Consider the following 15515-nt stretch of genomic DNA (forward strand, 5'->3'; position numbering starts at 1 on the left):
AAAATATTGATTATTTGCCCTAAAATAGAGGTGTTTGGAACAAATTTAAATTATTTCTAAAGATTTCCCAACCTTAATAAAAGCAGCAATAGCCTTATCTAAGTGCTCTTTTGTGTGTGCTGCCGAGAGTTGTACTCTAATTCTTGCTTTTTCTTTAGGAACTACAGGGAAAAAGAATCCAATAACGTATATTCCTTCGTTTAAGAGCATTTTTGCCATTTTTTGAGACAATTTAGCATCATATAGCATCACAGGAACAATAGCTGAGTCTCCGTCAATGATGTCAAAACCAGCATCTTTTAACCCTTTTTTAAAATAAGCAGTATTGCTTTCTAAAGTATCTCTTAATGAGGTGTCTTTAGCAAGCATATCAAAAACCTTAATAGAAGCTCCTACAATTGCAGGTGCCAATGAGTTTGAAAACAAATAAGGTCTTGAGCGTTGACGTAATATTTCAATAATTTCCTTTTTACCAGTTGTATAACCTCCCATTGCTCCTCCAAGAGCTTTACCTAATGTTCCAGTTATAATATCTATTCGTCCTAAAACGCCTTTGTCTTCAAGTGTTCCTCTACCAGTTTCACCAATAAAACCTGCAGCATGACATTCATCAATCATAACCAATGCATCATACTTATCAGCCAAGTCGCAAATTTCATCTAAAGGAGCAACTAAACCATCCATTGAAAATACTCCATCTGTGACAATAATTTTAAAACGCGCTCCATTTTCATTAGCTGCAATTAATTGCTTTTCAAGATCTTCCATGTTGTTATTTTCATAACGGTATCTTGCTGCTTTACATAAACGAACACCATCAATTATTGAGGCGTGGTTAAGCGAGTCAGAGATAATAGCATCTTCTTTTCCTAATAATGGTTCAAAAACACCACCATTAGCATCAAAAGCTGCTGCATAGAGTATAGTATCTTCAGTACCATAAAATTCAGCTATTTTTTCTTCAAGTTCTTTATGAATATCTTGTGTTCCGCAAATAAAACGAACAGAAGACATTCCAAATCCATGTGTATCCATTGCGTCTTTAGCAGCTTGTACAACTTCAGGATGTGAGGATAAACCTAAGTAATTATTAGCGCAAAAATTTAAAACAGTTTCTCCTGTAGTCAAAGTAATTTCGGCACCTTGAGGCGAAGTAATAATACGTTCTTCTTTGTAAAGACCAGCTTCTTTTATGTCTTTTATTTCGTTTTGTAAGTGTTGTTGTATCTTTCCGTACATATCGTCTTTGGTTTTTTACAAAGTTAAAATTCTTTTACCTGAATATCATCATTTATGTACACAAGAATTTTTTTGGTCACGTTGTAATTCATGTCTTGTAAAACTGAGGTGTAGAGTTCTAATTGTTGCTTATGAGAGCTTTTTTCAGCTCCAGTTTTGTAGTCTATAATTATTGCTTTATTGGTGTTTATTACTAAACGGTCTGGTCGTAAAATTTGACCGTCTTTAGTAATGATATCTCTTTCATTGTAAATCAAATTATTGCTTTCAAAGTAAGATTTCAAGAGTTGGTGATCAACAATTTTTAAAACCATTGGTTTTAGTTCGTCGTATTGTTGACTATTGATAGTTCCTGATTCGATGTACTGATTGAACACAAAATCAATATCTTCTATGGTTTTAATTTCAGCCATGATATTATGAACCAAATTTCCTTTTTCAATAGATTTTTCTTGATCAGTATCCCATAAATAAGCCGAATTGGTAATGATGTTTAGATTGTGTTGCGCTCTTGAAGTAGAAATAAATAGCTCTTGTTGAACGGTTGGTTCTGCTTCTTGTGACTGCAATGTTCTTTTTGGGTTTCCAAAAGTATATTCTGTTTGAGTATCATTCCACAGTGCTTTAGATTTTAAGAAATTGATAAAAAGCCCTGAATAGTATTTTAGCTTCTCTTCGTTTTTAGCGTCTGTGTCATATTCTGAAATGACATATAATTGTTCAACAGCTCTGGTCATAACAACATACAGTAAGTTAATGGCATCGAGCTCTAATTCAGATTGATAGTTTGTATAAATTTCGTTACCAGTGTTATCTAGTTCCTCGAGGTCTTTATTTAGGTTGATGTACATGTGCGAGAAACCATTAAACGCTTTAGTATTTACAGGAAACCAAACTTTTGGAGACATGTCAAAATATATATTCTGATTGGCATAAGGGAAAATCACCACAGGAAATTCCAGTCCTTTAGATTTATGAATAGTCATTATTTGTACTGCATTATCGTTTTGTGATGATACAATACTTAACTTGTCTTTTTTGCGTTCCCAAAACTCTAAAAAACCAGAAATACTAGAACCGTGTTTTTGCGAAAAATCGAGAATTTCATCTAAATAAAACTGGACATAAGCATTTGAGGTTGTATTTAATTTAAAGGCTCTTATAATATGTTCTACGGCTTCATAAATTGGCAAGCTAGAAAATGTACCAAAGTCAAAATTGAAGTCATACTCTTTCAATGCAGAAAATAGTTTGCTTGATGGTAAATGCACCAAACTACTAACAAAATCATGTTTTTGTTCAAGTTTTAAGCTGTGTTCAGCAATGAAGAGCAAAATATCACATTTTACTTCATTATTTTGAGGCTGTATGCTTAGTTGTAAAATGGACGTTATAAAGTTAACTTCAGGAGCATTTTTGAGCATAAGTGATTCCGAAGACACTACATTTATTCCATTTTGGCTTAAATATTCGGCAACAGCTATTCCTTCTTTACTTTTTCGGGTAATAATACAAATATCACCTAGCTTAAAGCCATTGTCCAAAGCCTTGTTAATTGAGAACAGTGTTTTTTCGCAATGTAATTCATCCTTATCTTGATCTTTGGTATTTAAAAATGAGAGCTCTACATAACCGTTTTCTTGAATAAAAACGTCCTGTGAACTCGCTTGATAAATAGCTTGATGTTCAGGACTTGATAGCGCAAAACTACTAATGTGCTTAAAGAAATCATTATTAAAATCTACAACAGTTTTAGTACTTCTAAAATTATAATCTAAATGCTTGGTGGCAATCTCAATATGAAACGGATTGACCTTTTCGGTATACATATCAATAAACTGTTCAGCTTTTCCTCCTCTCCATCTGTAAATAGCTTGTTTAGCATCTCCAACTAGCATTATGGAACCTGTTTCGCCTTTTAAATTTTCACCTGAAAGCACATTGTCTGCTAAAGGAATTAGGTTTTGCCATTGCAAAACCGAAGTGTCTTGAAATTCATCGATAAAGTAATGCTTGAATTTTTCACCCAAACGCTCATATATAAAAGGTGCTGGTTGATGTTTTATTTCTTTATGAATAATAGAGTTAAATTCTGAAATCAGTAAGAGGTTTTCTTCTTCTTTCAGTTCATTTAAAGTATTGTTTATAGCGTTTAAAACCGAAAGAGGCGTAATGTTTTTTATGCAATTGTTTAAAAATTTATATTCAGAAACCGCTTGCTTTGTATCGTTAAAAGCTAAAATAAGTTGAGGCTGTATAGCATTAATAGTTTCCGCAACTTCATTTGAAACACGTTTTGGGTATAAGGTGTTGCCTTCAAGAAGGTCGTTTTGCCAACCTAAATTAAACGATACATTTACATCAGAACTACTAAGTTTTTGAAAATACTTAGGTAAATAGCCTCTGGAAAAATCGTTGTGTTCTAAACCTGCTTCATTTATTAGCGTTAAAACTTTATTTGATGTTTCTACTAGGCTTGACTCTTTGGCTTTGAGGGTTTTAATAAGAACAGACTTTAAATCTGAAAAATCCTTTAATTGCTTACCTTCAAGTTGCTCAATAAATTCAATATCATTTTCATTAATCAGTAGTTTAGCAATTGTATTAAAATCATAAGCTATGTCCCAGCTTCTATCGTCATCGGCTTTTTCAATAGCAAAGTCAACCAGCACTTTAGTTAGTTGCTCATCTTCTCCTGCTTTATCAATAAGCTTATCTACAGCTTTGGCAAGTAAATAAGGCGTATCTAGTTCAACTTCAAAATTTACAGGAAGTTTTAAGTCGTGTGCAAATGTTCTAATAAGCCTATGGTTAAACTTGTCAATAGTTGAAATATCAAAAGACGCATAGTTATGAATAATAGTTTGCAGTATTACTTTTGATTTTTCATGAAGCTCATTTGGCGAAATATCAAGCTCTTCAACCAAAAGGGAGAACATACTATTAGGATTTTCTATAATTGAAGTCTCAGAAAACGCTTTAAGCATATTTATAATACGCTCTTTCATTTCATTTACTGCCTTATTAGTAAAGGTTAGAGCTAAGACAGTTCTAAAAGCAAGTAAGCTGTTGGAGTTTAGTAAAATTTTCAAATACTCTTTAACCAATGTAAACGTTTTTCCGCTACCTGCAGATGCATTATAAATGGTAAAAGCCCTGTTTTTTAGCATGTAGAAATTTTTGATACAATATAAAAACAATCAATAGATTGATAACAATATATTATTTTAAATCATCTGTTTTTTTGTGTATTATGTGTAAATTTGAAGAAATAAACAATAACAACATAAAAATCAAATATTATGGCTTTTGAATTACCAAAATTAAAATATGCTTACGATGCTTTAGAACCAAATATTGATGCACGTACAATGGAAATACACCATTCAAAGCACCATCAAGGATATACAAACAACCTAAATAATGCAATTGCAGGAACAGACTTAGAAGGAAAAACAATTGAAAATATCTTAGACAATTTAGATATGGACAATAAGGCTGTAAGAAATAATGGAGGAGGTTTTTACAACCACTCATTATTTTGGGATGTTATGAATCCTGAAGGAAAAGGATATTTATCAGGAGAATTAAAAGATGCTATTGAAGCAGAATTTGGTTCGGTAGATGCTTTTAAAGATGCATTTAGTAAAGCAGCTGCAACTCAGTTTGGTTCAGGTTGGGCTTGGTTGTGTGTACATAAAGGCGGAAAAGTTGAAGTATGCTCTACACCAAACCAAGATAACCCATTAATGCCTGGAGTAGGTTGTGGAGGAACACCAATTTTAGGATTGGATGTTTGGGAGCACGCATACTATTTAAATTACCAAAATAGAAGACCAGATTATATTAATGCATTTTTTAATGTAATTAACTGGAATGAAGTAGAAAGACGTTACGCAGAAGCAAAATAGTTTTTCTAAAAATAAATTAATGAAGAACCAAGCTGAATAAGCTTGGTTTTTTTATTTCTATAAATGAAAAAAGGTGAACGAGTGTCCACCTTTTTTGCCCCAAATCTACCATAAACTTAACCTACTTATGTTATGGTGACAGCAAATATATAGCGACATGTTTCAAACTGTTAAATTTATTAGATAAACGACACATAAATTAGCTTAAAAGATTTTTTGTTAGTTAAAAGTGTTGATATATCTAAGGGTTTTAAAGATTTTGAGTTTTATTGGGTGAAAAAGTTTTTGAGAGAAGACTTGCTTTGAAAAAATAAAAAAGGTGAACGAGTGTCCACCTTTTTTGCCCCAAATCTACCATAAACTTAACCTACTTATGTTATGGTGATGACTAATATAGAGCTACTTACAATAAAGTGTTAATAAAATAGATAAACGACACAAAAATTAGTTTAAGGAATTTTTTGAGCTTAAAATGAGATATAATGAAAATGTGAAAGGAAATTTTAAACGAATTGCATAAAAAAAGGTGAACAAGAGTTCACCTTTTTTTGCCCCAAATCTACCATGAACTTAACCTACTTATGTTATGGTCTTACTAAAGTATGCGTAATTTGTTAACAAAGTACAAATATTAGATGAAATGCATTTTTTTTAGATAAACAACGCATTTTTTCGGATAAAGTGTATTTTTTCTCGGTTTTTTGCTTAATAAGCACGCTCTTTATTTCCTTCGTAAAAATTAATGAAAGCCCTGTTAACCACTCTGTTACCTCCAGCAGTTGGGTAGTTGCCTGTAAAGTACCAATCGCCCAAATTTTTAGGACAAGCTTTGTGTAAATTTTCTACCGATTGAAAAATGGTTTCCACTTTAGCACTTACTGTGTCGTCAGAGATTAATTCTGAAATCTTATCAGAAATTTCTTCGTCAGTAAATACATCATATAAATCTTTCACAAAATTGTGTACATCTTTGTCTTCAAGATCGACCTGAGCTTTACATTTATTATAAACTTCTTCAACTAAGTGATACTTGTTATTTTCTTTTAATAATTCTAACATAGCTCTAAAAGCAATTAAATCTTCTAGTCTTGCCATGTCAATTCCATAACAGTCAGGATAGCGTATTTGAGGAGCAGAGGAAACCACAACAATTTTTTTAGGGTTTAATCTGTCCATCATTTTAATGATACTCTTTTTAAGAGTTGTACCTCTTACAATACTATCGTCAATGATTACAAGATTATCATTTGGTTTTATAACACCATACGTTACATCATAAACGTGTGCAACCAAATCATCTCTACTACTATCTTCAGTAATAAATGTTCTTAGTTTAACATCTTTAATAGCAACCTTTTCTATTCTAGGTCTTTCCGATAGTATTTCAGTAACACGTTCAGCCGAAAGCATACCGTTACCATCTAAAATAGCTTGGGTTTTCTTTTCGTTAAGGTGTTTTTCTACAGTTTCAATCATTCCAAAAAACGACGTTTCAGCAGTATTTGGAATGTATGAAAATACAGTGTTTTGTGTGTCGTTATTAATGGATTTGAGAACTTTAGGCATTAACAGTTTACCTAACTCTTTTCTTTCTTGATAAATTTCGGCATCACTTCCTCTAGAAAAATAAATACGTTCAAACGAACACGCTTTTCTTTCAAGTGGCTCTATGATTTGTTTTATTGAAACTTCTCCAGACTTTTTGGTAATAATAGCGTGTCCTGGTTCTAGTTCTTTTACTTCTTCAAACGGAACATTAAAAACAGTTTGAATTACAGGACGCTCAGAAGCTACTACTACAACTTCATCATCTTTATAATAATATGCAGGTCTTATACCAGCAGGATCTCTTAATACAAATGCATCTCCATGACCAAGTAAACCAGCCATAGCATAACCGCCATCCCAGTTTTTGGATGACTTTTTTAGGATCTTTGCAATATTAAGACGTTCGGCTATTAATGGAGAACACTCATGTTTACTGTAACCTTCTTGTTTTAGTTTTTTGTAAACTTTAGAAACAGCATCATCCAAAAAATGACCGATTTTTTCCATAATGGTAATTGTGTCGGCTTTTTCTTTTGGGTGTTGTCCTAATCTTACAAGACCATCAAATAACTGATTAACATTGGTCATGTTAAAGTTTCCTGCAACAATAAGATTTCTGTGCATCCAGTTATTTTGTCTTAAAAACGGATGAACACTCTCTACACTGTTTTTACCAAATGTTCCATAACGAACATGACCTAAAAGCACCTCTCCTATGTAAGGAATGTTCTTTTTTTGTGCTTCTACATCATCAGCATATTCAGGATGTTCACTTAATTCTTTATTGATACGATCGTTAATTTGCCCAAAAATATCTTGAATGGGTTGTTGAGCAATAGAACGCACTCTACTTATATAACGTTCTCCTGGAGTTGTATCTAATTTAATGCTGGCAAAACCTGCACCATCTTGTCCACGATTGTGCTGTTTCTCCATCATGAGATACATTTTGTTTACGCCATAAAAAGCACTCCCATATTTTTCTTTATAAAATTCTAATGGTTTTAAAAGCCTTATTTGTGCGATTCCGCATTCGTGTTTTAAAGCATCACTCATTGTGTTGTGTTGTTGTGAGTTACAAAAATAAAACGCGCTCAGTTTTGAGCGCGTTGGTTTATGTTAGTTCAATATCAAATTGTGTTAAGTCTTTAAACTGCTGCAAGCGTTGATGAACTTCTTTTTTAGGGAGGTTTTTCATGCGCTCTGTACCAAATTTTTCTACACAAAATGAGGCCAGTGTAGAGCCATAAATAACAGCGTTTTTCATGTTTTCAAAAGAGACATCTCCTGTTTTTGCTAAATAACCTGCAAATCCGCCAGCAAAAGTATCGCCTGCTCCAGTTGGGTCAAACACCTCTTCTAGAGGTAAAGCAGGAGCATAAAACACACTATCGTCATGAAACAACAATGCACCATGTTCTCCTTTTTTAATAACTACATATTTTGGTCCCATTTCATGAATTTTTCTTGCTGCTACAACAAGAGAATATTCTCCTGTTAGTTGTCTAGCTTCTTCATCGTTAATGGTAATAACATCAACACGCTTTATAACATTGTGTAAATCTTCAAGCGCTGAGTCCATCCAAAAATTCATAGTGTCTAAAATAGCCAGTTTTGGCTTTTTAGTCATTTGATCCAAAACACTAGATTGTACTATTGGGTGTAAGTTACCAAGCATTACAATTTCAGCGTCTTTATAATCTTGTGGTACAACAGGATTAAAATCAGCTAATACATTAAGCTCAGTTGCTAAGGTATCTCTAGAGTTCATGTCGTTATGATAGCGACCACTCCAAAAGAACGTTTTACCGTCTTTTATGACTTCTATTCCTGAAATATCAATATTTTTTTCAGATAATAAATCTAAATATTCTTGAGGAAAATCTCCTCCAACAACCGATACAATTGCAGAATCTACATTAAACTGTGAGGCAGACAAACCTATAAAAGTTGCTGCTCCTCCCAATATCTTATCGGTTTTTCCGAAAGGTGTTTCAATAGCATCAAAAGCTACAGTACCTACAATAACTAATTTACTCATAAAGAGATTTCAAAATTTTGTGCAAAGATAGGGTTTTAAGCTCTAAATAACGAATATTATTTTCTGCCGAAATCTGCAGGAATTTCTCCCCAAGCTTTGGTTTCCCATTTTACAATTACAGTAGTGTAAGTATTGTTTTTTAACCAATTTACTGCTCTGTCAACAAGTTCAAAGAGTACCTTGTTTTTATCATTGCGCTCTAGTTTGGTATTGCAGGTTTTCTTTTTTACCCAACTCATTGCAGTTTTAGAATCGGTATATATTATGCAATTACTGTTTTTCTTTTTTAGCAGAGCTAAACCATGAACAATGGCTAAAAATTCACCAATATTATTTGTGCCTTCTTCAAAAGGACCTTGAATAAAAAGCTGCTTTTTGGTTTTAGTATCCACACCTCTATATTCCATTTTTCCAGGGTTTCCGCTAGAAGCTGCATCAACAGAAATAGAGTTGTAATTAGGTTGACCTATTTTTTTTAATTGTTCTTCAGAAAGTTCACTTTTAAATGTTTTGTTTTTCCCTACGTAGTCAAAATAATTACCTTTTAAAGCCTTTTTAGCGGCTTCAAATGTGGGGAACGATTTGTATTGAGCGCCTTGAAAATCTTTTATTTGAGCTTTGCAATCATCCCAAGATTCAAAAACACCTGTGTGGTGACCTTTCCAAACTGTGTAGTATTTTTTCTTTTTTTTGGACATGAACTACTAATTTTCAAAAACAGCAACAGCTCTTACAGGAGAACCTGTTCCTCCTTTAATCTTTAAAGGTAAGGCAATAAAACGAAATCTTTTTCTTCCTATTAACTTATATAAATTAACCATATTTTCATAGTGTGTAAAGCCTAATTCACCACAAATATGATGTACTTCTTTGTTTGAAATTCCTGAAACACCTGGAGACATTGTTTCCACTCCAAAAGCAGCAATTTTTTGATTTCCCAACCATCTGGCTGCTTCTGCACTAACTCCTGGTCCTTTGCTCCAGTTTTCCGTTCCAAATGCTTTTCTATAATGGTCAGTATAAATTAATACAGTATCATTTTTTTTAATACTTACGCCTTGCTTTTTACAAGCAGTTTCCAAATCGCTTATTTCAATTAATTCTCTAAAAGATTTGTGAGAAAGGTCTAAGCAAATTCCTTCTGTATAAAACATTGATAAAGGCATTGTGTCAATAGACTGACCTTTATATTGTTTTGCCATGTGGTTTAAAGCGTCAACATGAGTGCCTGTATGCTCGCCCAATTCTAGTTTATGTACAGCAGGCGTTTTGGTTTTAGAATCAAAATCGCCATCCCAATCTTCGTGGGTGTTATGAACAGACATTTTTACTTGAGGTAAATCTTTATAAACAGGCATACCTTCATAAATGTCTTGGCTTAAATCTATAATTTCAGTCATTGCCTTAGTATTATGACTTTAATAAGTCTTCAACTACTTTTGGAAAATACTCCATTTCAAGCTCATGAATTTTTGCCGCTACAGTTTCAGCAGTATCAGACGATTCTACGCTACATTTAGCCTGAAAAATAATAGCACCTTCATCATAGTTTTCGTTAACATAATGAATGGTAATACCAGTTTCGGTTTCGTTATTTGCTACAACAGCTTCATGAACGTGCATACCGTACATACCTTTTCCTCCATATTTAGGTAATAAAGCAGGATGAATATTAATGACTTTATTAGGGAAATGTTGTAAAATATGCTCAGGAAACTTCCATAAAAAACCAGCTAGTATTATTAAGTCTGGTTGAGCAGCTTTTAGGATGTTTAGGACATCATCGGTTTTTGAGAAAGCAACTCTGTTGAATGATAAAGCACTAACGCTCAGGTTTTTTGCGCGCTCTAGTACTTTGGCATGAGGATTGTTGGTCAACACCTGAATAACAGACGCATTATCTCTGTTGTGAAAAAACTTAATTAAATTTTCAGCATTGGTTCCACTTCCGGACGCAAAAATTACAATACGTTTCATTTACAGATATAATGTTAGGATTATTCGAAACAAAAAAAAGAATAATTATTAACAATTAGAAGCCAAAATAGAAATACTTAAAAGTAATTTTAGTAAATTACATTCACATTTTTAAAGTAAAGATGTGTATTAAATAAAGTTTTTTTATTTTTGCGCTCTAATTAAAACTTAAAATTTAAAAATTATGTCAGACATTGCATCAAGAGTAAAAGCGATTATCGTAGACAAATTAGGTGTTGATGAGAACGAAGTTGTAACTGAAGCAAGCTTCACAAACGATTTAGGAGCAGATTCATTAGACACTGTAGAATTAATTATGGAATTCGAAAAGGAATTTGATATCCAAATTCCAGATGATCAAGCTGAGAACATTGCAACAGTTGGTCAAGCTATCTCATATATAGAAGAAGCAAAATAATTCACGTTAATTTATGGAATTAAGGCGAGTTGTAGTTACTGGGTTAGGTGCACTTACTCCTATAGGCAATACCAAAGATCAATATTGGGAAGGCTTATTACAAGGAAAAAGTGGTGCAGCACCTATAACATATTTTGATACTGAAAAGTTCAAAACCAAATTCGCTTGCGAATTAAAAAACTTTAACGCTACCGATTTTCTTGACAGAAAAGAAGCTAGAAAGATGGACAGATTTACGCAATATGCAATGGTAGCTTCTGATGAAGCTATTGCAGACGCGAAACTAGATCTTGAGGCTGTTGATAAATTGAAAGTTGGAGTTATTTGGGGAGCAGGTATTGGAGGTTTGGAAACATTCCAGGACGAAGTACTAAACTTTGCGGCTGGAGATGGAACACCAAGATTTAATCCATTTTTCATCCCAAAAATGATTGCAGATATTGCTCCAGGAAACATATCTATTAAACATGGATTTATGGGTCCTAATTACACAACAGTATCTGCCTGTGCATCCTCTGCCAATGCTATGATTGATGCTTTAAACTATATTCGTTTAGGGCACTGTGATGTTGTAGTAACTGGTGGTAGTGAAGCAGCAGTAACCATTGCTGGAATGGGTGGTTTTAATGCTATGCATGCATTATCAACAAGAAACGAAAGTCCTGAAACCGCTTCAAGACCTTTTGACGCAACCAGAGATGGTTTTGTATTAGGAGAAGGCGCAGGAGCAATAATTCTTGAAGAGTACGAGCATGCTAAAGCAAGAGGTGCAAAAATATATGCTGAAGTTATTGGAGGCGGATTGTCTTCAGATGCGCATCATATGACAGCTCCTCACCCTGAAGGTATAGGTGTAATGGCTGTAATGAGAAATTGTTTAGATAATGCTGGTATAAACCCTGAAGAAGTTGATCATATCAACACGCATGGTACATCAACACCTCTTGGAGATGTTGCTGAACTTAAAGCGATTTCGGAAGTGTTTGGTGACCACGCAAAACACATCAATATTAACTCTACTAAGTCCATGACTGGACATTTACTTGGAGCTGCAGGAGCTATTGAGTCTATTGCTGCTATTTTAGCAATAGAACATGGTGTAGTGCCTCCAACAATAAACCACGAAGTAGTAGATGAAACTATTGATCCTGAATTAAATTTAACATTAAATAAAGCTCAAAAAAGAGACGTTAAAGTTGCTATGAGTAATACATTTGGATTTGGAGGTCACAATGCTTGTGTATTATTTAAAAAATTAGATTAATTCCTGAATGAATTACATTCGTAACATATTAAATTCCCGTTCTAACGATAACGGGAATTTTTTTTTGCAACTAAAAAATATTCTAGGGTTTAAACCCAAAAACAAGAACTACTACATTACTGCATTTACCCATCGTTCTATGAATATAAAGGACAAGAAAGGAAATGCAATTAACTATGAAAGACTAGAGTTTGTTGGCGATGCCATGTTAAGCTCAGTAATAGCTGCTTATCTTTTTAGCGAAGTTCCTCATGGAGATGAAGGCTATCTTACAAAAATGCGTTCTAAAATTGTAAGTAGAGAACACCTTAACGAATTGGGTAAAGAGCTTAATTTAATTGATTTTGTAGAAAGCAAAATTTCAAAATCCAATTTTGGTAATAACATTCATGGTAATCTTTTTGAAGCCTTAGTTGGAGCTATATTTTTAGACAGAGGTTATAGATACTGCGAAAAATTTATTTTTAAAAGAGTAATTAATCCGCATGTTGATATTGAAACCCTCGAAGGTAAGGTTATTAGCTACAAAAGCTTACTTATTGAGTGGTGCCAAAAAGAAAAAAAGACTTTTGACTACAATGTCTATGAAGATACAGGAAACGATAACCTAAAACACTTTTCGGTTAAATTATCTATAGACGATAAAGTGGTGGCAAAGGCAAGAGCAACTTCAAAAAAGAAAGCCGAAGAAAAAGCTTCAAAACGTGCTTTTTTTGCGTTTCAAAATAAAATTACCAAATTTTTTAACGAATAATTAGACGCTTGTAAAAATTCAAACGTTTTCGTTAACAGGTCTTGATAAGATTAATGTTAACTTCATTTTTTAATTATTATATTATACTATATTTACATCGTATAGTTGATTAATTATGGCATTGCATAAATTACTTGTTGACGATTTCTATGATGCTTCTTTCACGCTTTTAGCTATTCATTGCAGACTGGAAGATTATAGATTGGCTTATCTTCTTAATAAAAATTTAGAGATAAATTTAGAGCGTAAACCACAAGATTTAGACTACAAGTATTTTTCGGCATCTTACTCTATTTATGAGTGGGAAGACAAAGAACAATACACTACTTGGAACCTTATGTCCAATGTGTGTAAAAAAGAAGAAGACAGCCTGCAAAGTACAGGATCTTTATTTGAAGCTCAAGGCAAAGTCCTAAAAACATATCACCTATTACCAGAATTAAAAAACGTTGACTATCTGTTTAAAATAGATAATGACACCCAATATTTAAACGAGAAAATAATTCTCAATAAAATACAGTCTATACCACAAGTTATCACAGCTTACAGTGTAGATGTAGAACAACTAAAATCTAAAGACCACTTAATTTTTTAATTAATGCCAAAAAGAAAGAAAACCAAAATAGTAGCAACATTAGGACCAGCAACCAGTACAAAAGATGTTTTAAAAGGCATGCTTGAGGAAGGTGTTGATGTGTTTAGAATTAACTTTTCACATGCCGACTATAAAGATGTTGAACAGCGCATAAAAATGATAAGAGAGCTTAACGATGAGTTTGGATACAATGCAGCCATTTTAGGCGATTTGCAAGGTCCAAAACTTCGTGTTGGCGTAATGAAAGGCGAAGTCATCGTTAATGAAGGTGACGAAATTATTTTTGCAACCGGAAAACGTTTTGAAGGAACAAAAGAACGTGTTTACATGACCTATGATAGCTTTCCACAAGATGCAAAACCAGGAGAACGCATACTTTTAGACGACGGAAAATTAATTTTTGAAGTGGTTTCAACCGATAAAAAATCGGAAGTAAAAGCACGCGTTATTCAAGGTGGACCCTTAAAATCTAAAAAAGGAGTTAACCTTCCTAATACCAATATTTCGCAACCTGCACTTACTGAAAAAGATATTGAAGACGCCATTTTTGCAATAAAAATGCAAGTAGATTGGATTGCGTTGTCGTTTGTGCGTCACGCTGAAGATTTAATTCAGCTCGAAGAACTTATCAAAGAACATAGCGAACATAAAATTCCAATTATCGCTAAGATTGAAAAACCTGAAGCTGTTGAGAATATCGATAAAATTGTTGCCTATTGCGACGGATTAATGGTAGCTCGTGGTGATTTAGGAGTAGAAATTCCTGCCGAGGAAGTTCCGCTTATCCAAAAACAATTGGTATTACGAGCAAAACGCGCAAGAATACCTGTAATTATTGCTACGCAAATGATGGAAACCATGATTTCTAGTTTAACACCAACACGTGCTGAGGTTAACGATGTGGCAAACTCGGTTATGGATGGAGCAGATGCAGTAATGCTTTCAGGAGAAACATCGGTTGGGAGTTATCCAGTACAAGTTATTAGGCAAATGGCAAACATTATTAGAAGTGTTGAAGATTCGCCACTTATACAAGTACCACAATCGCCACCACACATTCGTACCAAGCGTTACATTACAAAATCTATCTGCTACCATGCAGCACACATGGCAAACGAAATTGATGCCAAAGCCATTTCTACATTAACCAATAGTGGTTACACAGCGTTTCAAATTTCGGCTTGGAGACCAAGTTCTCACATCTTGGTATTTACATCCAACAAACGTATTTTAACACAATTAAGCTTGCTTTGGGGAGTTAAAGCGTTTTATTACGACAAGTTTGTAAGTACAGATGAAACCATTGAAGACGTCAACGCTATTGCCTGTAAAAAAGGCTATCTAGAAACAGGAGATATGCTGGTAAGTCTTGCTGCAATGCCTATACAAGAAAAAGGTATGGTAAACACACTAAGAGTTACTGAAATTACAAGCTGTAGTTTTTAAATTATTTTTTGGGCGTTACCACAAGGGTCGCGCTTTCCGCAGTCGCTCTCTTTGAGGAGCTCCAACAATGCTGCAATCGCTAACGCAAACAAAAAAGCCACTGAAAATTTTCAGTGGCTTTTTTGTTTTAGGAGTATAGTAGTTCGTTTTTGAATTCTGATAGTTGTTTAGGGATTTTCGTTTAACGCTGCGCTATGCGTAGTGTGGTTTTGGATTTTAAAAATAGTGAATTTATTCACAAATTTTTAAAAATACAGGTTAAACCACATCAAATTGCGTATAGCTATTGTTCTTGCACGTTTTCACTCGAAGTGCGGTTAAA

General features: G+C 33.6%; 13 protein-coding genes. 6 read left to right on the forward strand and 7 right to left on the reverse strand.

Translation table 11 applies throughout. The annotated features are described in order from the left end of the window. Positions 1-45: 45 nt before the first annotated feature. On the reverse strand, positions 46-1239 hold the full coding sequence (kbl, locus tag OD803_RS04585) for a glycine C-acetyltransferase (protein ID WP_262732511.1): 1194 nt from the start codon (positions 1237-1239) through the stop codon (positions 46-48). Positions 1240-1262: 23 nt separating this feature from the next. Then, the gene (locus OD803_RS04590; RefSeq protein ID WP_262732512.1) at positions 1263-4409 is read right to left on the reverse strand and encodes a UvrD-helicase domain-containing protein; all 3147 of its coding nucleotides are present in this window, start codon (positions 4407-4409) and stop codon (positions 1263-1265) included. Positions 4410-4541: 132 nt separating this feature from the next. Between OD803_RS04590 and OD803_RS04595 the strand changes: the two genes are divergently transcribed. After that, positions 4542-5150, forward strand: a complete 609-nt coding sequence (locus OD803_RS04595) for a superoxide dismutase (protein ID WP_131506458.1) — start codon at positions 4542-4544, stop codon at positions 5148-5150. Between the two features lie 705 nt (positions 5151-5855). On the opposite strand, the gene OD803_RS04600 is transcribed toward OD803_RS04595, so the two are convergent. Genes OD803_RS04600 through purN form a run of 5 tightly spaced genes read right to left on the reverse strand, consistent with a single transcriptional unit; the run spans position 5856 to position 10716 of the window. Further along, a complete protein-coding gene (locus OD803_RS04600) occupies positions 5856-7754 on the reverse strand; it encodes an amidophosphoribosyltransferase (RefSeq protein ID WP_131506459.1) in 1899 nt (632 codons plus the stop codon). A 58-nt stretch (positions 7755-7812) separates the two neighbouring features. After that, positions 7813-8739: a PfkB family carbohydrate kinase gene (locus tag OD803_RS04605; protein WP_262732513.1), complete on the reverse strand. Its 927-nt coding sequence runs from the start codon at positions 8737-8739 to the stop codon at positions 7813-7815. A 56-nt stretch (positions 8740-8795) separates the two neighbouring features. Continuing rightward, positions 8796-9437 carry a ribonuclease H1 domain-containing protein gene (locus OD803_RS04610; protein WP_131506461.1) on the reverse strand — a complete coding sequence of 214 codons (642 nt, stop codon included), beginning with the start codon at positions 9435-9437 and terminating at the stop codon, positions 8796-8798. A 6-nt stretch (positions 9438-9443) separates the two neighbouring features. Further along, positions 9444-10139, reverse strand: coding sequence for a cyclase family protein (locus OD803_RS04615; RefSeq protein WP_131506462.1), 696 nt, complete (start codon positions 10137-10139; stop codon positions 9444-9446). Positions 10140-10149: 10 nt separating this feature from the next. After that, positions 10150-10716 (reverse strand): phosphoribosylglycinamide formyltransferase, encoded by a 567-nt coding sequence (purN, locus tag OD803_RS04620; protein ID WP_262732514.1) that lies wholly within the window; start codon positions 10714-10716, stop codon positions 10150-10152. A 184-nt stretch (positions 10717-10900) separates the two neighbouring features. On the opposite strand from purN, the gene OD803_RS04625 reads away from it, so the two are divergent. From OD803_RS04625 to pyk, 5 genes are all read left to right on the forward strand, one after another. Next, positions 10901-11134, forward strand: a complete 234-nt coding sequence (locus tag OD803_RS04625) for an acyl carrier protein (RefSeq protein WP_008269813.1) — start codon at positions 10901-10903, stop codon at positions 11132-11134. 13 nt (positions 11135-11147) lie between these two features. Further along, a complete protein-coding gene (fabF, locus tag OD803_RS04630; RefSeq protein WP_262732515.1) occupies positions 11148-12398 on the forward strand; it encodes a beta-ketoacyl-ACP synthase II in 1251 nt (416 codons plus the stop codon). Positions 12399-12405: 7 nt separating this feature from the next. Beyond that, positions 12406-13152 (forward strand): ribonuclease III, encoded by a 747-nt coding sequence (gene rnc, locus OD803_RS04635; RefSeq protein ID WP_129759884.1) that lies wholly within the window; start codon positions 12406-12408, stop codon positions 13150-13152. Positions 13153-13267: 115 nt separating this feature from the next. Beyond that, positions 13268-13747, forward strand: coding sequence for an IPExxxVDY family protein (locus tag OD803_RS04640; RefSeq protein ID WP_131506464.1), 480 nt, complete (start codon positions 13268-13270; stop codon positions 13745-13747). Between the two features lie 3 nt (positions 13748-13750). Next, a complete protein-coding gene (gene pyk / locus OD803_RS04645) occupies positions 13751-15193 on the forward strand; it encodes a pyruvate kinase (protein ID WP_134198272.1) in 1443 nt (480 codons plus the stop codon). Positions 15194-15515 lie beyond the last annotated feature (322 nt).

The sequence above is a fragment of the Gaetbulibacter sp. NE genome, from assembly GCF_025548475.1.
Classification (GTDB): domain Bacteria; phylum Bacteroidota; class Bacteroidia; order Flavobacteriales; family Flavobacteriaceae; genus Gaetbulibacter_B; species Gaetbulibacter_B jejuensis.

What these genes read in the sequence shown, in the direction of transcription:
- kbl (WP_262732511.1), bottom strand. Translation starts at nt 1,239, where the DNA reads ATGTACGGAAAGATACAACAACACTTACAAAACGAAATAAAAGACATA.
- OD803_RS04590 (WP_262732512.1), bottom strand. Translation starts at nt 4,409, where the DNA reads ATGCTAAAAAACAGGGCTTTTACCATTTATAATGCATCTGCAGGTAGC.
- OD803_RS04595 (WP_131506458.1), top strand. Translation starts at nt 4,542, where the DNA reads ATGGCTTTTGAATTACCAAAATTAAAATATGCTTACGATGCTTTAGAA.
- OD803_RS04600 (WP_131506459.1), bottom strand. Translation starts at nt 7,754, where the DNA reads ATGAGTGATGCTTTAAAACACGAATGCGGAATCGCACAAATAAGGCTT.
- OD803_RS04605 (WP_262732513.1), bottom strand. Translation starts at nt 8,739, where the DNA reads ATGAGTAAATTAGTTATTGTAGGTACTGTAGCTTTTGATGCTATTGAA.
- OD803_RS04610 (WP_131506461.1), bottom strand. Translation starts at nt 9,437, where the DNA reads ATGTCCAAAAAAAAGAAAAAATACTACACAGTTTGGAAAGGTCACCAC.
- OD803_RS04615 (WP_131506462.1), bottom strand. Translation starts at nt 10,139, where the DNA reads ATGACTGAAATTATAGATTTAAGCCAAGACATTTATGAAGGTATGCCT.
- purN (WP_262732514.1), bottom strand. Translation starts at nt 10,716, where the DNA reads ATGAAACGTATTGTAATTTTTGCGTCCGGAAGTGGAACCAATGCTGAA.
- OD803_RS04625 (WP_008269813.1), top strand. Translation starts at nt 10,901, where the DNA reads ATGTCAGACATTGCATCAAGAGTAAAAGCGATTATCGTAGACAAATTA.
- fabF (WP_262732515.1), top strand. Translation starts at nt 11,148, where the DNA reads ATGGAATTAAGGCGAGTTGTAGTTACTGGGTTAGGTGCACTTACTCCT.
- rnc (WP_129759884.1), top strand. Translation starts at nt 12,406, where the DNA reads ATGAATTACATTCGTAACATATTAAATTCCCGTTCTAACGATAACGGG.
- OD803_RS04640 (WP_131506464.1), top strand. Translation starts at nt 13,268, where the DNA reads ATGGCATTGCATAAATTACTTGTTGACGATTTCTATGATGCTTCTTTC.
- pyk (WP_134198272.1), top strand. Translation starts at nt 13,751, where the DNA reads ATGCCAAAAAGAAAGAAAACCAAAATAGTAGCAACATTAGGACCAGCA.